Origin of the sequence: Pantoea piersonii (assembly GCF_003612015.1) — a bacterium.
In the GTDB taxonomy this organism is placed as follows: Bacteria; Pseudomonadota; Gammaproteobacteria; order Enterobacterales; family Enterobacteriaceae; genus Pantoea; species Pantoea piersonii.
The window spans coordinates 57,133-73,782 of record NZ_RARB01000003.1 but is presented as its reverse complement, the minus strand read 5'-3'; the positions used below and the strand labels follow the sequence as shown (position 1 = coordinate 73,782).

32 protein-coding genes are annotated in these 16,650 nt (G+C 51.8%); all 32 read left to right on the top strand.

Annotated features, from left to right (window positions below):
• The 32 genes from D7S44_RS09865 (at position 1) to D7S44_RS09715 (ending at position 16,637) form a co-directional block, all read left to right on the top strand.
• On the top strand, positions 1-336 hold the full coding sequence (locus D7S44_RS09865) for a hypothetical protein (RefSeq protein ID WP_120454396.1): 336 nt from the start codon (positions 1-3) through the stop codon (positions 334-336).
• Positions 337-368: 32 nt separating this feature from the next.
• Positions 369-512, top strand: a complete 144-nt coding sequence (locus D7S44_RS23510) for a hypothetical protein (RefSeq protein WP_158591243.1) — start codon at positions 369-371, stop codon at positions 510-512.
• A complete protein-coding gene (locus D7S44_RS09860) occupies positions 509-1,459 on the top strand; it encodes a DNA replication protein (RefSeq protein ID WP_120454394.1) in 951 nt (316 codons plus the stop codon). Before D7S44_RS23510 ends, D7S44_RS09860 begins: the two co-directional genes overlap by 4 nt.
• Complete coding sequence (locus D7S44_RS09855; protein ID WP_120454392.1) at positions 1,446-2,873, top strand: replicative DNA helicase; 1,428 nt, start codon at positions 1,446-1,448, stop codon at positions 2,871-2,873. Before D7S44_RS09860 ends, D7S44_RS09855 begins: the two co-directional genes overlap by 14 nt.
• Positions 2,873-3,127, top strand: a complete 255-nt coding sequence (locus D7S44_RS09850) for a hypothetical protein (protein ID WP_120454391.1) — start codon at positions 2,873-2,875, stop codon at positions 3,125-3,127. The genes D7S44_RS09855 and D7S44_RS09850 overlap by 1 nt, the downstream gene beginning before the upstream one ends.
• On the top strand, positions 3,128-3,355 hold the full coding sequence (locus tag D7S44_RS09845; protein WP_120454389.1) for a CHC2 zinc finger domain-containing protein: 228 nt from the start codon (positions 3,128-3,130) through the stop codon (positions 3,353-3,355).
• Complete coding sequence (locus D7S44_RS09840; RefSeq protein WP_120454387.1) at positions 3,355-3,546, top strand: hypothetical protein; 192 nt, start codon at positions 3,355-3,357, stop codon at positions 3,544-3,546. The genes D7S44_RS09845 and D7S44_RS09840 overlap by 1 nt, the downstream gene beginning before the upstream one ends.
• The gene (locus D7S44_RS09835; RefSeq protein ID WP_120454386.1) at positions 3,543-3,941 is read left to right on the top strand and encodes a phiTE_015 family protein; all 399 of its coding nucleotides are present in this window, start codon (positions 3,543-3,545) and stop codon (positions 3,939-3,941) included. Before D7S44_RS09840 ends, D7S44_RS09835 begins: the two co-directional genes overlap by 4 nt.
• On the top strand, positions 3,938-4,135 hold the full coding sequence (locus D7S44_RS24100) for a DUF551 domain-containing protein (RefSeq protein WP_120454384.1): 198 nt from the start codon (positions 3,938-3,940) through the stop codon (positions 4,133-4,135). Before D7S44_RS09835 ends, D7S44_RS24100 begins: the two co-directional genes overlap by 4 nt.
• On the top strand, positions 4,132-4,311 hold the full coding sequence (locus D7S44_RS09825; RefSeq protein ID WP_120454382.1) for a phiTE_015 family protein: 180 nt from the start codon (positions 4,132-4,134) through the stop codon (positions 4,309-4,311). The genes D7S44_RS24100 and D7S44_RS09825 overlap by 4 nt, the downstream gene beginning before the upstream one ends.
• A 109-nt stretch (positions 4,312-4,420) precedes the next feature.
• Positions 4,421-4,597, top strand: coding sequence for a hypothetical protein (locus D7S44_RS23505; protein WP_158591241.1), 177 nt, complete (start codon positions 4,421-4,423; stop codon positions 4,595-4,597).
• Positions 4,590-4,844, top strand: a complete 255-nt coding sequence (locus tag D7S44_RS23500; RefSeq protein ID WP_120454380.1) for a hypothetical protein — start codon at positions 4,590-4,592, stop codon at positions 4,842-4,844. Before D7S44_RS23505 ends, D7S44_RS23500 begins: the two co-directional genes overlap by 8 nt.
• Positions 4,813-5,274: a recombination protein NinB gene (locus D7S44_RS09815; RefSeq protein ID WP_120454377.1), complete on the top strand. Its 462-nt coding sequence runs from the start codon at positions 4,813-4,815 to the stop codon at positions 5,272-5,274. The genes D7S44_RS23500 and D7S44_RS09815 overlap by 32 nt, the downstream gene beginning before the upstream one ends.
• Positions 5,271-5,570 carry a hypothetical protein gene (locus tag D7S44_RS09810; RefSeq protein ID WP_120454375.1) on the top strand — a complete coding sequence of 100 codons (300 nt, stop codon included), beginning with the start codon at positions 5,271-5,273 and terminating at the stop codon, positions 5,568-5,570. Before D7S44_RS09815 ends, D7S44_RS09810 begins: the two co-directional genes overlap by 4 nt.
• A gap of 141 nt (positions 5,571-5,711) precedes the next feature.
• Positions 5,712-6,041 carry a phage protein NinX family protein gene (locus tag D7S44_RS09805; protein WP_120454373.1) on the top strand — a complete coding sequence of 110 codons (330 nt, stop codon included), beginning with the start codon at positions 5,712-5,714 and terminating at the stop codon, positions 6,039-6,041.
• A gap of 266 nt (positions 6,042-6,307) precedes the next feature.
• Complete coding sequence (locus tag D7S44_RS09795) at positions 6,308-6,547, top strand: hypothetical protein (protein ID WP_120454370.1); 240 nt, start codon at positions 6,308-6,310, stop codon at positions 6,545-6,547.
• Positions 6,547-7,065 carry an HNH endonuclease signature motif containing protein gene (locus D7S44_RS09790; RefSeq protein ID WP_120454368.1) on the top strand — a complete coding sequence of 173 codons (519 nt, stop codon included), beginning with the start codon at positions 6,547-6,549 and terminating at the stop codon, positions 7,063-7,065. Before D7S44_RS09795 ends, D7S44_RS09790 begins: the two co-directional genes overlap by 1 nt.
• 70 nt (positions 7,066-7,135) lie before the next feature.
• Positions 7,136-7,426 (top strand): DUF1364 domain-containing protein, encoded by a 291-nt coding sequence (locus D7S44_RS09785; protein WP_120454367.1) that lies wholly within the window; start codon positions 7,136-7,138, stop codon positions 7,424-7,426.
• Complete coding sequence (locus D7S44_RS09780; RefSeq protein WP_120454365.1) at positions 7,423-7,788, top strand: RusA family crossover junction endodeoxyribonuclease; 366 nt, start codon at positions 7,423-7,425, stop codon at positions 7,786-7,788. Before D7S44_RS09785 ends, D7S44_RS09780 begins: the two co-directional genes overlap by 4 nt.
• A gap of 226 nt (positions 7,789-8,014) precedes the next feature.
• Positions 8,015-8,140 (top strand): hypothetical protein, encoded by a 126-nt coding sequence (locus D7S44_RS24005; RefSeq protein ID WP_257026248.1) that lies wholly within the window; start codon positions 8,015-8,017, stop codon positions 8,138-8,140.
• Positions 8,130-8,753, top strand: a complete 624-nt coding sequence (locus D7S44_RS09770; protein WP_120454360.1) for a hypothetical protein — start codon at positions 8,130-8,132, stop codon at positions 8,751-8,753. Before D7S44_RS24005 ends, D7S44_RS09770 begins: the two co-directional genes overlap by 11 nt.
• A gap of 717 nt (positions 8,754-9,470) precedes the next feature.
• A complete protein-coding gene (locus tag D7S44_RS09765) occupies positions 9,471-9,866 on the top strand; it encodes a hypothetical protein (protein WP_120454358.1) in 396 nt (131 codons plus the stop codon).
• The gene (locus tag D7S44_RS09760) at positions 9,850-10,161 is read left to right on the top strand and encodes a hypothetical protein (RefSeq protein ID WP_120454356.1); all 312 of its coding nucleotides are present in this window, start codon (positions 9,850-9,852) and stop codon (positions 10,159-10,161) included. The genes D7S44_RS09765 and D7S44_RS09760 overlap by 17 nt, the downstream gene beginning before the upstream one ends.
• Positions 10,158-10,625: a lysozyme family protein gene (locus tag D7S44_RS09755; RefSeq protein WP_120454354.1), complete on the top strand. Its 468-nt coding sequence runs from the start codon at positions 10,158-10,160 to the stop codon at positions 10,623-10,625. Before D7S44_RS09760 ends, D7S44_RS09755 begins: the two co-directional genes overlap by 4 nt.
• Positions 10,622-11,137, top strand: a complete 516-nt coding sequence (locus D7S44_RS09750) for an HNH endonuclease (protein ID WP_120454352.1) — start codon at positions 10,622-10,624, stop codon at positions 11,135-11,137. The genes D7S44_RS09755 and D7S44_RS09750 overlap by 4 nt, the downstream gene beginning before the upstream one ends.
• A gap of 1 nt (position 11,138) precedes the next feature.
• Entirely contained in the window at positions 11,139-11,483 is a 345-nt protein-coding gene (locus D7S44_RS09745) for a DUF7940 domain-containing protein (protein WP_120454349.1), read from the top strand.
• Complete coding sequence (locus D7S44_RS09740; protein ID WP_120454347.1) at positions 11,480-11,764, top strand: hypothetical protein; 285 nt, start codon at positions 11,480-11,482, stop codon at positions 11,762-11,764. Before D7S44_RS09745 ends, D7S44_RS09740 begins: the two co-directional genes overlap by 4 nt.
• A 149-nt stretch (positions 11,765-11,913) precedes the next feature.
• Positions 11,914-12,189 (top strand): hypothetical protein, encoded by a 276-nt coding sequence (locus D7S44_RS09735; RefSeq protein WP_120454345.1) that lies wholly within the window; start codon positions 11,914-11,916, stop codon positions 12,187-12,189.
• Positions 12,190-12,381: 192 nt separating this feature from the next.
• Positions 12,382-12,909: a KilA-N domain-containing protein gene (locus D7S44_RS09730; RefSeq protein ID WP_120454344.1), complete on the top strand. Its 528-nt coding sequence runs from the start codon at positions 12,382-12,384 to the stop codon at positions 12,907-12,909.
• Between the two features lie 68 nt (positions 12,910-12,977).
• The gene (locus D7S44_RS09725; RefSeq protein ID WP_120454342.1) at positions 12,978-13,454 is read left to right on the top strand and encodes a terminase; all 477 of its coding nucleotides are present in this window, start codon (positions 12,978-12,980) and stop codon (positions 13,452-13,454) included.
• Between the two features lies 1 nt (position 13,455).
• On the top strand, positions 13,456-15,114 hold the full coding sequence (terL, locus tag D7S44_RS09720; RefSeq protein ID WP_120454340.1) for a phage terminase large subunit: 1,659 nt from the start codon (positions 13,456-13,458) through the stop codon (positions 15,112-15,114).
• Positions 15,114-16,637: a DUF1073 domain-containing protein gene (locus D7S44_RS09715; RefSeq protein ID WP_120454338.1), complete on the top strand. Its 1,524-nt coding sequence runs from the start codon at positions 15,114-15,116 to the stop codon at positions 16,635-16,637. The genes terL and D7S44_RS09715 overlap by 1 nt, the downstream gene beginning before the upstream one ends.
• Positions 16,638-16,650: the final 13 nt, after the last annotated feature.

The following is a 16,650-nucleotide window of genomic DNA, read 5'->3' as shown; positions in this document are numbered from 1 at the left end:
ATGGAACAGGCAAATCCACGCAAATCACACATTGCGTTTATCGGTCGTCACCTACTGGCAACCGCACACCAGGCATTAACCAACACTCGTCAAACCGTTGTAGCGAAGATGCTCAACGTCGCTGATTCAACCGTTCTTCGTCGGACGGAAAAGTACCCAGAGCTAATGGAAACTCTCGCCGCAAGTGGCGTAGAGGATTTTGTGATGCAAGGGGAAAAGAAGATGCCTCTGGAGCAGTACCGATGGCTGATGACGGTAGCGATGGAATTCGCGAAGTTGCAGCTGGAAATAACCAAAGAAAAAGCCCCGAGCTGCGCGAACAGCTTCGAGGCCTAGTGCGAAATGTAGGACAAATCACAGGAGTAATTATGCCAAAGAAACACACAGTTTACCAGGCAGATATGCAGAAAAACCTTGCCCGTATCGAGTTCTGCAAAGGCTTCAACCCGAAGGTAGCTGAGAAGCTGAAGCACATTCTGGAAGAGCACAGAGCGAAGGAGAATGGCAAATGAGTAACGTAGCGAGTCTGGCCCGGGCTAGAGAGGCCAGAAAGAACCAGGAGACGCCGCATCATGGCGGTAAGGGGTATGCCTTGCTGCACCGCAAAATCAAGGAGCTTCCCTTTTACAGAACGGATTCTGAAGCTGTTCACCTCTGGATACACATCATCCTCTCAGCGAACCATGCGCCCGCGTCTGTGAATACAGAATTCGGTGAAATCCTCGTTAACCGCGGCGAATTCATCACAGGGCGAAACACTCTGGCTTCAGAGACTGGAATCACAGGTGATCGCATTAAGTATCTGCTCAACAAGTTCGAAAAGCTGAGCATGATAAGCCGCATTTCAAATAAAAAATTCACCCGCGTTTCAGTCACAAAATACGACGATTATCAGCCGAATTTTGTGCCAACAGATTACCAACAGAGTGCCAACGCAATGCCGCTCACTCCAAGGGCTAGCGAGGAGATTGTGCCAACAGAGTGCCATCAAAGTGCCACAAACAATGAATTAATAACTAATAACTCAATATCTAAAGATATTGAGTGTCCATCTCAAACCGCCGATCAGGACGATGATGAGGAAATCAGAATCCCGAGACAGCCAGCTAATCCTGATAAGCCAAAAGCAATTCGCACCCCATACGAAGAAATGGTGAATGCCTACCACGAAATCCTGCCTGAGATGTCGGCCATCGAAGTTATTCGTGGAAAGCGTAAATCAGCGATGCGTAACTTCTGGCAGCAATGTAATCGCGAGTACCAGAAAGCGAAGGGCGTTCCATTCACTATCGCCAACTGGCGGAACTACCTGGAATACATCGCCGCTAACTGCACGTGGATGATGCAGGAGCGTCCAAACGGCAAAGGTGGATTCTGGGCAGCCAAGAACCTCGACTATCTGGTATCCGATGAGTGCTACACGAAGGTGAAGGAGCAGCGCGCAAATGACAGGAAATAACTTCGTACCGCCAAACAGCGTTGAGGCGGAGCAATGTGTGATTGGAAGCATCCTGAATGACAGCCAGAGCGACAAGTGTCAGATGGTGCTGGCCACACTGAAACCAGATGCTTTCTACAGCCGTTCTCATCAGGAAATCTGGTCTGAAGCTGTGGCGATGAATCGCCGCAAAATCACGGTGGACATCCTGACCCTGTCAGAATCGCTGGAGCAGAGTGGAAAGCTTGAGCAGCTAGGCGGCTTCGCATATCTGGCCGAGATGGCAAAGAACACTCCCAGCGCTGCAAACGTCGTGAACTACGCCTCAGTCGTGAAAGACCGTGCATCGGACCGCATGTGGATCCGGCAGTCAAACGAGGTGGCCAGTCTGTTCAGTTCTCGCAACGGCATGACCACTGAGCAGAAGGTTGAAGCAGCTCAGGCATTGCTGTCAGAGGCTGTAGACAGCACCACGACCGGCAACAAAAAGGGACTTCGCCGCATCGACGACATTGCCGCCAAATGGACAGCGATGGTCGAAAACAGGTTTAACGATCCCGACGCTCATCGAGGCCTGACTACCGGCATTCGTGACCTAGACAAGATGCTGGCACCGAAACATGTCATGCGCGGATCCCTGTTCGTTATTGGCGCAAGGCCAAAAATGGGCAAAACCACGGTACTTACTGAAATGGCTCTGCATGTCGCAGACGTCGAAAACCTGCCAGTGGCCATGTTCAGCCTTGAGATGCCAGAAGAGCAAATCTTCGAGCGTATGCTTGGCCAGTCCTCACACGTCAACACCGATATGTTTTACGCGCAGGAGAAATCGGGACCAAGCGAGGATGAAGACTGGAACCGCGTTTATGCCGCTATGGCCAGAATGAGTGACCGGCCAAACATCTGGATTGATGACAGTCCCGGCATGACGCTGGCCCACATTCAGGCGGAATGCCGCAAGCTGAAGCGCAACAACAAGCGCATCGGCATGATTGGCATCGACTACCTGACCCTGATGAGCACAGAAGCATCAGAAACCAATGCGCTGGCGTTCGGCAAGATAACCAAGGCTCTGAAGAACCTGGCCAAGGAGCTGGACACAGTAATCGTCCTCCTCACTCAGCTAAACCGTAACCTCGAAGAGCGAGCCAACAAGCGTCCGATGGCCAGCGATTCGCGCGATACGGGGCAGATTGAACAGGACTGTGACTACTGGATGGCCATCTACAAGGAAAGTGTTTACGACGAAAACGCGGATCCGACGCTCACCGAACTTATCCTCCGCCTGAACCGACACGGAAAAACAGGAACGGTATACGTTGACCAGAAAGACGTAGCTCTTTTCCCCTGCGACCAGAAACAAGCAGCGGAAGAGCGAGCAGAGCGCAAGTCCCGCAAGGTAACCAAACAACTCAAACAGGTAGAGGGTTTCTGATGAAAACACATCTTGAGCAGTACATGGAGCATCGCGCCGAGCTTGCCAAGAAGGTTTATCTGGAAGACGGATTTGTCGTGCTGAATACCGGCAACACGCTTTATGAAATCTCGGTAGACAGAATTTACAGCCATGAGGTTTTGGTCAACTGGGCATTCCATCTGACAGAAAAAGTCTGGATGGATATGGACATGATGCGCGAGTTTCTGCGTGTGGCCAGCATCGCGGCAAAACTTCCACTGGAGGGCGTGTAAATGTCCATCATCGACAGCGCAATGAAACTAACCGCGCTCACACAGCAAGGCGCTAATTATCGCGGGTTATGCCCATTCCATGAAGAAACCACACCGTCCTTTGTGGTGCGCCCGCAGAATAACGACTTCATCTGCTTTGGATGCGGTAAGTCAGGCGGTGAAATCGAGCTGGCACAATTCGAGCGCGATTCCCGTTCCGACAAAGGCGGCAAAAAGGGTGGGTTCTGATGGATATTTACAAAGCAGTTATTGCAACCGTCACGGTAGCAGCAGCGTTTCCTGCCGTTGTTGTCGTCATGTCATTCGTGATGTGGCAGAACGGATTTAAGGTAGTGGGATGGCCTTACGTTGCTCGTATGAGCGTCGCTTTGGTTGCTCTTTTCTGGCTGGTCGCATTGATACCGGTAGGTGGAAGATGAACAAGTTAACAGCTGACAAGTGCAGAGAGCAGTTTGAAGAATGGCTTACTTCTCTGCCAGGTTTCGAACTTGCTGATGTGGAAAAGCGCGATGACGGGAAGTACAGCTACAGCGAAACAGAATGGTGCTGGAAGTCATGGAAGGCATCGCGTGCAGCCCTTGAGATTGCCCTGCCAGTACTTGAGCAGCGGGAGAAGGGTGAAAGTGACTGGATTGAGTGGCGAGGCAACTATCAGCCAGTAAACCCATCAGTAATTGTCAAAGTCAGATGGGCTGATGGGGATATGGATACGGGGCCTTGCCGCCATTTCTTCTTGGGCAAGAATTGTGGAAATCCAGTTGTCGCCTATCGGGTTATTGAGCAGCAGGAACGCGAGCGAGGAGAGGAAGAATGAGCGAATGGATAAGCATTGAAGACCGCACTCCACCCGAAACAGATGATTATCTGACTTATTGCGAATTGGACGACATCCCAACATGGGCTGTTCATACGTGGTTTGAAAGTCGGGGACATTTTTCCTGCGAAACTCACAGGGACCGTTACATAACCCACTGGCAACCACTCCCATCACCACCGGAGGAATCATGAGCGACAAAGATGAGCTGGAGCGGCATAAATTCGAGGCCTGGTACTGCATCAACTACCGCACGCCACTCACCAACATGCAGCGCCACGACAAAAGCGATGACTACTGCGACAAGCAAATACGAGCCGCTTGGCGGGCATGGCAGGCAGCCTTAAGCAGCAAGCAGGAGGAAGCATGAACCATTACTGGCAGTGGTTTTACGCAAGGGCTCATGCGATGAGCGGAAAAGTTGCCAATGACCCATCAGGTGGCGACAACAAGCGAGCAATAACCAGAAGGTGGTGCTAATGAACAACGTAATCCCCCTCAAACGTCCTGAGCACGTCATATCAGACGCTGAACTGGATAAGCTGGCAAATGACCTTGCTGTAATCGCTACACGTTACGCAGGCTTCATGTCACTTCCTGCTGCTATCCGCAAAACCCTGAGCGACGCACTGAAGAGAGATAAGCGCGATGACTAGACGAAGCAAAGCAGAAGATAAGTTCGCCGAAGCTGTCGACATGATGTATCGGACCGGCATAGACCCGTTGAATTATATGCTGAGCTTTGTATCCGGCTTTATGGACGCCAAGCAATGTGACGCATACACGCACAATTTCGAAGAGAGAAAAATGACCATTACGCTTTTCGACCACGACGACAAGCCAAAACTTACTCTAATCCGGGGTGGCAACGATGGAGAAGATGAATTTCCTCCTGCGGGATGACCGCATCCGACGAAACTGCATTGAAGCCATCCAGAAACTCCCCGCCAGTCCAGACAAGCCATTCGAAATAGTCATCCAGGAAAGAAAGCGCAGCTCAGACCAAAACAGAAAGCTTTGGCCGCTGCTGCATGACCTCTCCCGACAGGTTGAATGGTATGGGCAGAAATACAGCCCTGACGACTGGAAAGATCTCATCACCGCACTCGTAGCGAAATCCAAAAACGAACAGCAGCGCACCGCACCCGGTATCGGCGGCGGCGTCGTCATGTTCGGCTCACGGACAAGCAAGATGCGAGTGAGCGAGATGGTCGAGGTAATCGAGGCGATTTACTGGTTCGGCACAGAGCAGAACGTGAAGTTTAGCGACGAATCCCGGCTAGAGCTAGAGTGGGCGCAGCGCTGGGGAGAAAAGAACAGGAGATCAGCATGAGCAAAATCAAAGCAGATATTCACAAAGTTCTCGCAGATGGCAAATGGCACAGCACATACGAAATACTCGAGCGCGTATCCCGCTCGGCATGCGCACCCAAAAAGAACGTGCTCACGGTGCTTCATACGCTGACTGGCGGGCACCACATCGTTAAGGCTCACATTAGCTACAGCGACTGCCGGTATCGCGCTGGAACGGCACATGTCGGATTCGGCATCAGCCCAAACATGGCAGAGTTTCAGAGCCTGCTGGACAGCGTGAGAGGTGGACATGCGCCGCAAGAAATCGCTCTTTGAGCGAATGGAAAATCACGCCATCTACGACGTCAAATCACCCCGCCGCAAACCCAAGCCAAAACTCTCCGAAAGCCAGATAGTCACCTTCGATTACCTGAAGGGGATTCGTGAGTCTGTGGCGAACAGAATGAGGTTTACACGATGAATTACAGCGAATTGAAAGACCACGAAATTAATGCCGCTGTAGGTGAGGCGCTTGGATGGAATGCAAAGTTCATCCATCAGGACGACAGCGTAAGCTTCCGAGACGACAAAGGTCGTATCAAAGGTACTAAAAATTACTGCAACTCATGGTCTGATGCCGGGCCGATAATTTTGGCTAACAAGATAACTATCAGTGCTCCGATGGAATATGACCAGCCAGCCGACTGGCTTGCTTACCCAGCCAGTGACATCGATCTCTGCGAATCGCATCCCAACCCATTGCGCGCGGCAATGATTGTCTTTCTGGTGATGCAGGAGGCCAAATGAAAGGTACAAATGTTTACGACCTATATCACCTGCACCGAAAAGAGATTGACCGGCAGCACTATGCCTATGCGCGAAACATAAGGCGCAGGCATTACCGCAACCAACTGAGACCTTTTCTGCGCGCGCTCGACGACCGAATCAGGGCAAAGGTTTGGCCGCGAGGAAAGGCGTATCTGCGAGTGATGAGGTATCTGTCATGAAAGAACGCTGCCAGCGCTGCTACACCATCCTCACCTCTGAAGACAAACATCACTACGGAGAAAATCATGCTTCCAATTGATACCCAATGCGCAGACGAGCTTGCCGATGTTTTAGATTCAATCGGGGAGCGAGGTGAGGAGCCAATGCTTTACCTCCTGAGTTATCTGCATGGATACCTTGAGGCTGTAAGTGCTGGAGAGGAGAGAATCCCCTTTGTAATGGACCTAGGCGGGACCGGTCTTCGAATAGAAATTATTGACGATATGGATGAGTACGGAGACGAGCAATTTGGGAGGCTGCACTAATGGCTACTAATGCGAAAGAATGGAAATTGACTCATGACCGCTTAACTCATCTGTTCACTTATGACCAAAAAACTGGTGAGTTCGTGCGAAGGGTTTATCTCTGGGGCCCGGCACAAGCTGGAATGAAGGTAGGCTCAAAGCACTCATGCGGCTATCTGGAATGCATGATTGATGGGGAGCGATACTTCCTGCACAGGCTGGCATGGTTTTACGTTCACAAAAAATGGCCAGATGGGGTAATTGACCACATAAACCATGACAGAAAAGATAACCGGATCTCAAACCTTAGAGATGTAAGCCCGCAAGGTAACGTGGTCAACTCTTCATTAAAATGTACAAATAAAACAGGACATAAAGGAATATATATATGCAGCAGGACTGGGAAATACGTAGCACAAATCACTTTCAATTATAAATGCAGGCATCTCGGAACTTTTGAGCTGTTAGAGCACGCCGTTCAGGCAAGGCAAGCGGCAGAAAAAGAAATCCATAAGCTGGTTTATGGAGGTGAAAGATGACTGACGCCGACATTATTGGGTTATTTCTGCTGAGCATCATCATCGCTGGCTGCATGGGAGGGAGAAGGTAATGGCAAACCTACGCAAAGAAGCGCGGGGCAGGGAGTGCCAGGTGAGGCTGCCGGGAATCTGCAATGGCAACTCAGAAACAGTAGTTCTCGCGCATTACCGGATGGTTGGTATCTGCGGCACAGGAATGAAGCCTGATGACCTTTTCGGCGCATGGGCATGTTCAGCCTGTCATGACGAGATAGACCGCCGTACGCGTCGCTGTGAAGTCACTGAGGCCCGCATAGCTCATCTGGAAGGCGTAATCAGGACGCAGGATGCTCTGCTGAGGGAGGGGAAGCTAAGGCGATGAACGAATACAGGATCGAGTTACCCTGGCCGCCCGGAAACAATCACCTCTTCTCAGTGTTCCGCGGACGAAAGATAAAAAGCAAAAAGGGAAGGGAATACAGCGCAGCAGTAACCAAACAAATCTCCGAAGCAAATCAGCAATACCAACTAGCCGGAAGGCTGAAAGTAAAAATCCTCGCATATCCACCTACACGCGCCCGGCGTGACCTGGACAACCTCTTCAAAGCTCCTCTCGACTCGCTCACCCATGCAGGCGTTATCGCTGACGACAGCCTCATTGATGACGTGCGCATGGTGCGTTGTGAGGTGGTGAAGGGCGGTAGGCTGGAAATCATCATCACTGAAATAGGGGCTGCAGCATGATGACACTAAACGCAGTAGGGGCGACATGGACGGTGCTCATGTTCGTCGTCATGGGTGCGATTTGCATCAAATACGGCGATGACCCAGACGAAATGCCAGCCTTCAGCAGCCTGGGCTTCTGGGGAAAGACTGCGGCCTTCCTGTGCAGCGTTTTATGCGCTGGGTGCATCCCTTGGGCTGTTGGTGCGCTGTTATTCAAAACGTTTGTATTTGGATGGTGATAGCAATGAACGACTACCTCAGAGAGAAATGGCTCAGGCTCCGCATCCTGAAGCTGCGCGGCATGTATGAAATCAACTATCGCCTGTTGCGAATCGAAATGAAGCTGAGAGGGAATACACATGCGCATTGAACGAGACTTTCAGCAATTGGTACGCCTGTCAGGAGTACGTAGCGCTGCGGAAATGCGCCGACTGTTCGGTAATGGCTGGAAAACCATCAACCGATCGCAGCAGGCATGGGTGCGCCACCTCCTGACAGTATGGGGCGATCATCTCGGCGGTGAAGACTATGACCGCGGAGAAGTGAACGTTATAGGCCGCCTGATGATGCGCTGCGAATGGAGTGAACAAAAGGGCAAGCAGATAGAGAAAATCGTGTCACAACTGCACTGTGAAGGCCTGCGCGGTGAAGAGTTATTCCGCAAGGCAAGGGACTTACTGATGCCTCAGACATCAACGGCAAACATCATCGCTCTCGCCAAAGAATCAGATGATGCTGCCTTTGTTGAATCTGTGCTGGTAAAGACATTCGGTAAAGATAACCCGCTTCGGAACGTAGCCAGATTACGATACTGCAAGCGCAAGAGCGCGCAAAACATCGGCTCATGCCTGATTTATTACACAAGCATCACCCCAAAGGAGGCTCGAAACCGGCTGGAGTGGGCGATGGATATCATCGAAGGAGAAATGTATTACGCGATTAAGCGAGAAATGGAGAAGGAGATTCCTAATATTGCAGCGTGAACAGAAAATAAGCACTAATTGCTAAAGACAAAGGGCATGCAACCTGGCACATTAATGGCATGCTCGGGAAGTAAAGCGTACTGAGCGGTACGGTTTCTCGGTCAGTTGCAAAAAATCTTGTGGATTACAGAAAAGCCCCACGGTCTCACCAACCGGCGGGGCTTTTTTACGTTCTGCACAACGGCAAGAGTTATTGGTGGGTGCTTTCCGAGCGCTTTAGAGACGCCGATTGCTCTTGGCCGTTGTGGTGAATAAGGCAAGTCGATTACTCCCCAGTGATCGATCGTAATGAGGTGTGCGCAGACTCCTCTTGCCGAATAGACTGCGCACCACAACACATAATCAGCTCTGGGCAGACGTGCCAGTCACCTAATCGCAATTGCGTCAGAGCTCTAAATTAAAAAGAACATACGTCACCACCGTCCGGCAAGTAGGTGAACAGCCAGAAACACTACGCCTGATGAGGGTAGAAACCCGAAACCAATGGTTGCGTAGTCCCCCGTCGTTTCTGGTCAGGTTGGGGGAGTGAGCCGGACACCCCATTACAAGAGGTCGCCATGAGCGGCTTTTCCGCTTTTGCGCACGCCCGTCATCTTTCACTTACTCCCTTGTAACGAAGGGGCGTTGCGCATTTTCTTCACAGCATCCAGCCGGTCTTACCGGAACCGCCGGAGACGGCCATGAATACTACGCAGAGTCGTCACCGCGAGGTGCGGCATGAATGAAAGTTTAATCACAAGTATCGGCGCTTTGCTGCTTGGCGGCGGGGCGGTTGCACTCTTCTGGAAACCGCTTTTCGCTGGAATTGCTGCGCTAGTCACTAACAGCAGGGCAGGCGGAGAGATTATCTCCAATTACAAAGAGCAGGTTTTATTGCTCAAAGAAAGCAATGCCCTCCTGCGCACAGAAAACGACACTCTCCGCGACGAGCAGAACAAGCACCTCCGACGCATATCAACACTGGAGACTGACCTGCGCCTGATTAAGAGCGCGCTGGGCATCCTTCTCGCCATGTCCGAAGAAGCAAACGCGACCGGCAACGAGAAATTCAGAAGTGAAGTAACCAGGCTGATCGCCAACTTAGAGGACGGCAGCGATGGTACAAAACAGTAACGACAACCAGAAGCACAAGCGGAACATTATTCTCGGCTCGATGATGCTCGTCCTGAGCGCTATCTGCATCTTCATGACCATCATGTTCGTCTACGTAAGCAGCGACGCTAATCAGCGAATTGATGATATCCGTAAGGACTACCAGCGAGTTGCTGAGCGACGCGACGCGAAGGTGGCGAAGATTGCCGGGCAGGTTGAAGACCTTCAGAAGAAGGTTGACGGCATCCCTGACAGAACCGCAACGAAGACAGCTGACAAGGTTAAACAGGTAGTGACAGAGGACGAGAAAAAATGAGCAAGATTATCCCGATCCTCAATTACGAAGAGGGCTATCGAGAGAAGCCGTATATCGATACGGAAGGCTTTCCGACAGTCGCCTGCGGAATCAAGATAGGCCCGAAGAACAATTCACTGTCGAGCTACACCTTCACCGTTCCTCGTGTAGTGGGCGATGTATGGCTTCAGACCTTTGTTGACAGCGTGATGAACCAGTGTCGAAACACGCCATCGATTTACGCCGCGTTGCAAAAGTGCAACCCAGCGCGCGCCGACATCCTGTATAGCATGTGCTTCCAGCTTGGACTGGATGGCCTGAAGGGGTTTAAGAACACGCTCATACTTATCTCCAATGGAAATTTCTCCGGCGCTTCCAATGCCATGCTTGATAGTTTGTGGGCAAAGCAAACTAAAGCGAGAGCGCAGCGTCATTCAGAAGTGATGAGAACAGGCACTTATGATGTTTATAAGGGTTTGATATGAAAAAACCACTTAATAAAGATCTCGTTGAGCGTATTTCTAAAGTGCTGAAATATGACCCAATTACGGGGCTATTCTTCTGGAAAGAGAAGCAATCTTGCCGGGCTGAAGATGGCTGGTTTACAGGCAGCGTCCACGGCAGTTACGTCGGATTCCGTGTCTTCTGGGAACGCTACTACTCGCATCGACTGGCATGGGCCATCGTGCATGGCGAATTATCCTCAGACGTAGAAATCGATCACATCAATGGCAACAAAAAAGATAACAGGCTGGCGAACCTCCGTATTGCATCCGCCTCTCAAAACCAACACAACAAAACCGCTTATCGCAACAACAAAAGCGGCGTTAAAGGCGTAAATCTGGATGGCAAATCCGGCAAATGGAGAGCGAAGTTCAATTGCAATGGTAAGCGGTACGAGCTTGGCTTATTCGCCTCACTAGATGAGGCAGAGAGAGTCGTGGTTGCTGCACGAGCCAAGGCTCATGGCGAATTCGCAAATCACGGAGCTGTCTGATATGACCTTTCTCATTTGGCTCCTGATTATCGTCATCGCCATCGTGGTTGTGCTGCTTATCCGCAAGTACACCTCTCTGGAGTTTGTTGCCCATGCAAAGCTTCTATTCAAGGCGTACAGCGTATGGCTGGCATCTGTCGGTTCAGCACTTAGTGCGTGGGTGCAGTCATTCCCGCAAAACGCACTCGATGCATGGAATGTGTTGCCGCCTGATATCAAGTCGTATCTGCCTCAAAACTACCTCGGCATGATCGGTGCTTTCATGGTGGCAATGGGAGTCATAGCTCAGTTCGTGCGCCAGAAGAAGCTCCTCGATCGCAAACAGCAGATGGAGAGCCAGCCATGAGCTTCATCACTGAATGGTGGAATTACATCCTCGCAGGCGTCGCTGTCCTGGCTGCTATCGCTGCCAGCTACTTCGGTGGCAAGAAAATCGGCACCACGCAGACACAGGCTAAAGCTGACGTGCAGGCTGCAAAGGTTGAATCCCAGCAGGTTGCCGACGTTGCCAAAAAGCAGTCAGAGAACACGGAGAAAGCAAACAGTGTTAAACAGAACAATGCTGCTCTTAGCGATGACGCTGCTCGCAACAAGCTGCGCCAGTCGCAATTCAACTCCGACGACTGACGCCCCGACAAAGACAGTTGACTCCCTCTGCACACTCGACAGCCCAATTCGCACCCACGGCAAAGATGCTGACGTGATGGACATCCGAACTGTCCGCGCTATCAACGACCACAACGACCTTTGGGTGAAGTTGTGTGGAGAGAAAACCAATGTTCAATCCCATTAAGTGGCTCCTGCAAAAGAGTGAGCCCGCAACCAAGGAAACGACCGTGACTGATTCTGTCGTAGTAACTGATACCCCCGCCACCGATACCGCAACAACCACCTCACCTGAAGTAACCACAGTAACCGAAACCCCTGTGGCGGTAGTAAAGACTGGCGTTAAAGACTTCGAAGCGGCTTTTAACTTCGTTGAGCAGGGTGTCGCTCAGCTGGGTGAAGCAGCAAAAGACGAGCTTAAAGCGCTGGCTCAGAAGTACCTGTAAGCAGAAGTCCATATCACAAGAGCCTCGGCATAGTCCGGGGCTTTTTTATATGCATTTCACCGCGCGTCGCAGCGCAACTCAACCCCGAGCCTTTCAGAAAGCTGAGCCTGAGAATTGCCGTTATATGGTGGCGACCATCTCGGGGGCGGCTCTTCTGTGCGAACAGGCTCATCTTTCTAAAAGGTAATCGCAATGACGTATCCAACCGTAATCGTAAATGGCGTTTCTGTTCGTGTAGACAGCGAAGGGCGTTACAACCTGAATGACCTGCACTCAGCTGCTGTATTAAAAGGCGAGGCTACTGATAACCAGCGGCCAAGCCAGTTCATGCGCAGTAAGCAGATTCGCAACTTTGTTCAAACTCTGAGCGGAGTGCAAAAATGCACGGCGGTAGAAATCATTAATGGCGGGCTTAACCATGGCGTATGGGGATTAGAGTTGGTCGCTATTCGATACGCAGCATGGCTGAGTCCGCAGTTCGAAATCAGGGTGTACGAAACATTCCGCGAAGCTGTTCTTAACGGCATTAGCCATATGAACCAACTAAACCGATTAGACCTCCTGATCGCAAATGAGACTGAGCAGGTAAGCGGATGCGCTCGTACTATGAGCAGGTGGGGTCGTGGCGGACGTAAGGCACTACTCAACAATGCCCGAGAACGCATCATCGAACAGATGGATCCTGACATGGTTTCACTGATGGAAGGCAAGGCTGCGTGACCATTACAAGAGCCATCAACTTTTCCAGGTGGCTCTGATAATGCTTCACGATATAACAGGAAATGATTATGGCTAGGCCAACCAAGTACCAGAAGGCGTATGCCGAGCAGGCTCGCAAGCTGTGCATGCTTGGCTACACCGACGATCAACTCGCTGACTTCTTCGAAGTGGCCGAGTCTACTATTCACAAGTGGAAAATTGACCACCCAGAGTTTTCAGAGTCCATAAAAAAGGGCAAGGACATTTCAGATGGCGAAGTGGCTGACAGCCTCTACCAACGCGCTATGGGTTATGTTGCCCCAGATGTCGATATTCGCGTCATTAACGACAAAATCGTTAAGACAGAAATACAGAAGCATTACCCCCCTGACACGGCTGCAGCCATCTTCTGGCTTAAGAACCGGCAAAAGAAAACATGGCGGGACAAGATTGATCACGGCATTGAGGGCGCGAATGGCGGCCCTGTGCAGGTGGTTAATTACACGCCTGATGATTACGCCGCTGCACAGGCTCAACTGGAGGGGAAACTAGACGGATTAGACTGACATGACGAGAGTACTTGAATGGGAAGATTTGCCGTTCCCTGAGCGCGTTGTCGTAAAGTCTAAGTCCACTAAGTCGTTTCTCAACTTCACCCGCCTGTGGTTCGAACTGATTCAGGGCGACCGACTGCTGGTTAACTGGCATCACCGGCTGATGGCATCAAAGATTGATGACCTCATTGCCGGACGCCTGCAGCCACGTAACCTGATTATCAACATTCCCCCGGGCGGGACTAAAACAGAATTCTTCTCTATCCACCTACCGGCATACGTTAATGCGCTTGTTCAGGAGGGTAGATTAAACCGCTTCCGCAACCTGAATATCTCTTTTGCTGACACGCTGGTTAAGCGCAACTCGCGCCGCACCCGCGACATCATCAGCAGCAAAGAGTATCAGGAGCTATGGCCTTGCTCGTTTGGCGTTAACCAGGCTGAAGAGTGGGAAATCCTCGACAGCAAAGGGCGCTCGACCGGTCAGACGGTATCGCGCTCCAGCAACGGACAGATTACCGGTGGTCGTGGTGGTTACTTCGGCGAGAAGTTCTCCGGCATGGTTATGCTGGACGACTACAACAAGCCGGTAGACATGCTCAGTGAGACAAAGCGCAGCAGCGCCAACACCTTGCTGGTAAACACCATCCGCTCGCGCCGTGGTGACAAGTCGAAAGAGCACCCAACGCCGTTTGTGAGCATTCAGCAGCGCCTGCACACTGATGACGCTACCGGCTTCATGCTATCCGGTGGTATGGGCGTTAACTTCCACCACGTAGCCATTCCCGCACTGATAAGCGAGAAGTACATCGAATCGCTGGCTGAACCGTGGCGATCTCTGTGTTGGGAAACTGTGAAGGATACTGACAGCGTCGTCGTGTCTGGTGAACGCTACTGGTCTTACTGGCCGCAGATGGAAGACGTGAACGACCTGCTCGCATTATGGGAGCGCGACCGTTACACGTTCCTCTCGCAGTACCAGCAGAACCCGATGGCGCTGACCGGCGGCATTATCGAAACCGACTGGTTCCAGACCTACACGCATCTTCCAAAGCTTCAGTATCGCTGTGTTTACGTCGATACGAACAGCGGCAAGGTTGAGGACTGGCTGGATTACACGGTATTCACGCTGGCCGGAATGGGCGTAGACGGTAACCTCTACATTATCGACGTGGTTCGCGGTCGCTGGGACCCGGAAGACCTGTTGAAGAAAGCCGAAGAGGTCTGGGCGAAATGGAGTGCGAGCGGTTCACTTCGCATGATGCCGATGCGTCACATGGCTATCGAAGAGAAGCAGGCCGGACAGGGGCTGATAACGACCCTCAAGAAGCGCCAGAACATCCCGGTGAAAGAAATTCCCCGAGGTACAGGCCAGAACAAGCTGGTCCGCTGCCTCAACGTCATCCCGCAGATAAAGACCGGCAAGGTGTTCATTCCTGCCACGCACGACGCTAACGGCGCTGCGGTGATTCACACCTACTACGAAGACGGCACTGTCGCTGGCAACACCTCATGGGTGCTTACTGCCATGACAGAGTGCGCTGCCTTCTCTGCAGATGACAGCCACGATAACGACGACATTCTGGATACATGGATGGACGCCATCGACGACAACCTGATTTCAGGTCGCCAGCCAATGAGTATCGATCCGAGCCAACTCAGGAGAATTTGATGTGGTGGTTTAAGAAAAAAGAAATCGCCGCGCCTGAGCCGGTGGAAGAGCCTGAAAAGGCTCAGATGAAGATTAACCCCGAAGCAGTAGCAGCAGTCCAGCCAAAACCTCCGCGCGAATTTCAACGATACGAGCCTCCTAAAGGCGTTATCCCGGCAGCAATCGAAAAGGGCATCCTCGCGATGGACTCTACCGATTACGGCGCGCTGAATGACGCCTACGCAATGGGATACGGCACGCTGGATTCATTTCCCGGCTACCCCTATCTGGCAGCGATGGCGCAGAAGCCTGAATACCGCAAGATGGTTGGCACCATTGCGGAGGAGATGACGCGTAAGTGGATAAAGCTGAAGACGGTCGGTGATGACGATAAGTCGGACAGGGTTAAGGCCATCACTGACGCGCTGGAGCGCTTTCACGTTCGCGAGAAATTCCGCGAGGCTGCTGAGCACGATGGGTACTTCGGCGGTGGGCAGATTTATATCGACGTACTGTCACCCAAAAACGTATCAGCCTGGACAGATGACAACGAGCTGCAGAGCAAGCTGTTCATCAGCGACAAAAAGATACCCAAGGGCAGCCTGAAGGGTTTTCAGGTAATCGAGCCAGTCTGGACTTATCCCGGTGTCTATAACGCGCAGAACCCGCTGAGCCCTGACTTTTACAGGCCGACAGAATGGTTTGTGATGGGCAAAACGGTTCATGCTAGCCGGATGATTGACTTCGTGTCGCGTCAGGTGCCAGACCTGCTGAAAGCGTCGTATAACTTCCGCGGCCTGTCTCTGGTGCAGATGGCCGAGCCTTACGTTAACAACTGGCTGCGCACGCGTGACAGCGTAAGTGACATGATCCACTCGTTCAGTATCCCGGTCATCGGCACGAACATGGGCACCGTTTTGCAGGGGGGTGGCGCTGATTCAGTGCTGGCCCGCCTCGACCTGTTTAACCGCTGCCGCGATAACCGCGGGGCCTTTACGAAGGACAATAACCCGCAGGCTCCAGAAACGGTCGAATTCGTCAGCGCACCTCTTGGCGGGCTGGACACTTTGCAGGCACAGTCGCAAGAGCACATGGCGGCCGTTTCCGGCATCCCGCTGGTTAAGTTGCTGGGTATCACACCAAACGGCTTGAATGCCTCATCAGATGGCGAGATTCGCGTTTTCTACGACTACATCCACTCGTTACAGCAGGCGATGTTCAAAGCGCCGCTAAAGCGCGTTCTGGACGTTATTCAGCTGTCAGAGTTCGGTGACATCGACCCAGATATCTATTTCGAGTTCGAGCCTCTTTATGAGATGAGCGCGAAAGAGAGAGCAGACATACGCAAAGTGGACGCTGACACTGACGCGGTTTACGTAGCAACTGGCGCTCTGTCGGCTAATGAGGTGCGCGAGAAGATTGCTGATGACCCGGAAAGCCCATATCACTCACTGGACTTAAGCTATGACCTCGAATTCGAAGAAGACGACCTCGACGAAAGCGAGGAAGGCGACGCCAAAAACGATCCGCCCGACAAGGCCTAACGCCGGTGTCGAA

Coding starts and splice junctions, on each gene's coding strand:
- D7S44_RS09840 (WP_120454387.1), top strand. CDS start 3,355: ATGGATATTTACAAAGCAGTTATTGCAACCGTCACGGTAGCAGCAGCG.
- D7S44_RS09760 (WP_120454356.1), top strand. CDS start 9,850: ATGGTACAAAACAGTAACGACAACCAGAAGCACAAGCGGAACATTATT.
- D7S44_RS09735 (WP_120454345.1), top strand. CDS start 11,914: ATGTTCAATCCCATTAAGTGGCTCCTGCAAAAGAGTGAGCCCGCAACC.
- D7S44_RS09745 (WP_120454349.1), top strand. CDS start 11,139: ATGACCTTTCTCATTTGGCTCCTGATTATCGTCATCGCCATCGTGGTT.
- D7S44_RS09845 (WP_120454389.1), top strand. CDS start 3,128: ATGTCCATCATCGACAGCGCAATGAAACTAACCGCGCTCACACAGCAA.
- D7S44_RS09750 (WP_120454352.1), top strand. CDS start 10,622: ATGAAAAAACCACTTAATAAAGATCTCGTTGAGCGTATTTCTAAAGTG.
- D7S44_RS09715 (WP_120454338.1), top strand. CDS start 15,114: ATGTGGTGGTTTAAGAAAAAAGAAATCGCCGCGCCTGAGCCGGTGGAA.
- D7S44_RS09850 (WP_120454391.1), top strand. CDS start 2,873: ATGAAAACACATCTTGAGCAGTACATGGAGCATCGCGCCGAGCTTGCC.
- D7S44_RS09795 (WP_120454370.1), top strand. CDS start 6,308: ATGCTTCCAATTGATACCCAATGCGCAGACGAGCTTGCCGATGTTTTA.
- terL (WP_120454340.1), top strand. CDS start 13,456: ATGACGAGAGTACTTGAATGGGAAGATTTGCCGTTCCCTGAGCGCGTT.
- D7S44_RS09810 (WP_120454375.1), top strand. CDS start 5,271: ATGAGCAAAATCAAAGCAGATATTCACAAAGTTCTCGCAGATGGCAAA.
- D7S44_RS09755 (WP_120454354.1), top strand. CDS start 10,158: ATGAGCAAGATTATCCCGATCCTCAATTACGAAGAGGGCTATCGAGAG.
- D7S44_RS23510 (WP_158591243.1), top strand. CDS start 369: ATGCCAAAGAAACACACAGTTTACCAGGCAGATATGCAGAAAAACCTT.
- D7S44_RS09785 (WP_120454367.1), top strand. CDS start 7,136: ATGGCAAACCTACGCAAAGAAGCGCGGGGCAGGGAGTGCCAGGTGAGG.
- D7S44_RS09790 (WP_120454368.1), top strand. CDS start 6,547: ATGGCTACTAATGCGAAAGAATGGAAATTGACTCATGACCGCTTAACT.
- D7S44_RS24100 (WP_120454384.1), top strand. CDS start 3,938: ATGAGCGAATGGATAAGCATTGAAGACCGCACTCCACCCGAAACAGAT.
- D7S44_RS09805 (WP_120454373.1), top strand. CDS start 5,712: ATGAATTACAGCGAATTGAAAGACCACGAAATTAATGCCGCTGTAGGT.
- D7S44_RS09825 (WP_120454382.1), top strand. CDS start 4,132: ATGAGCGACAAAGATGAGCTGGAGCGGCATAAATTCGAGGCCTGGTAC.
- D7S44_RS09765 (WP_120454358.1), top strand. CDS start 9,471: ATGAATGAAAGTTTAATCACAAGTATCGGCGCTTTGCTGCTTGGCGGC.
- D7S44_RS09855 (WP_120454392.1), top strand. CDS start 1,446: ATGACAGGAAATAACTTCGTACCGCCAAACAGCGTTGAGGCGGAGCAA.
- D7S44_RS09780 (WP_120454365.1), top strand. CDS start 7,423: ATGAACGAATACAGGATCGAGTTACCCTGGCCGCCCGGAAACAATCAC.
- D7S44_RS09860 (WP_120454394.1), top strand. CDS start 509: ATGAGTAACGTAGCGAGTCTGGCCCGGGCTAGAGAGGCCAGAAAGAAC.
- D7S44_RS23505 (WP_158591241.1), top strand. CDS start 4,421: ATGAACAACGTAATCCCCCTCAAACGTCCTGAGCACGTCATATCAGAC.
- D7S44_RS09865 (WP_120454396.1), top strand. CDS start 1: ATGGAACAGGCAAATCCACGCAAATCACACATTGCGTTTATCGGTCGT.
- D7S44_RS09835 (WP_120454386.1), top strand. CDS start 3,543: ATGAACAAGTTAACAGCTGACAAGTGCAGAGAGCAGTTTGAAGAATGG.
- D7S44_RS24005 (WP_257026248.1), top strand. CDS start 8,015: ATGAACGACTACCTCAGAGAGAAATGGCTCAGGCTCCGCATCCTGAAG.
- D7S44_RS09725 (WP_120454342.1), top strand. CDS start 12,978: ATGGCTAGGCCAACCAAGTACCAGAAGGCGTATGCCGAGCAGGCTCGC.
- D7S44_RS09770 (WP_120454360.1), top strand. CDS start 8,130: ATGCGCATTGAACGAGACTTTCAGCAATTGGTACGCCTGTCAGGAGTA.
- D7S44_RS09740 (WP_120454347.1), top strand. CDS start 11,480: ATGAGCTTCATCACTGAATGGTGGAATTACATCCTCGCAGGCGTCGCT.
- D7S44_RS09815 (WP_120454377.1), top strand. CDS start 4,813: ATGGAGAAGATGAATTTCCTCCTGCGGGATGACCGCATCCGACGAAAC.
- D7S44_RS09730 (WP_120454344.1), top strand. CDS start 12,382: ATGACGTATCCAACCGTAATCGTAAATGGCGTTTCTGTTCGTGTAGAC.
- D7S44_RS23500 (WP_120454380.1), top strand. CDS start 4,590: ATGACTAGACGAAGCAAAGCAGAAGATAAGTTCGCCGAAGCTGTCGAC.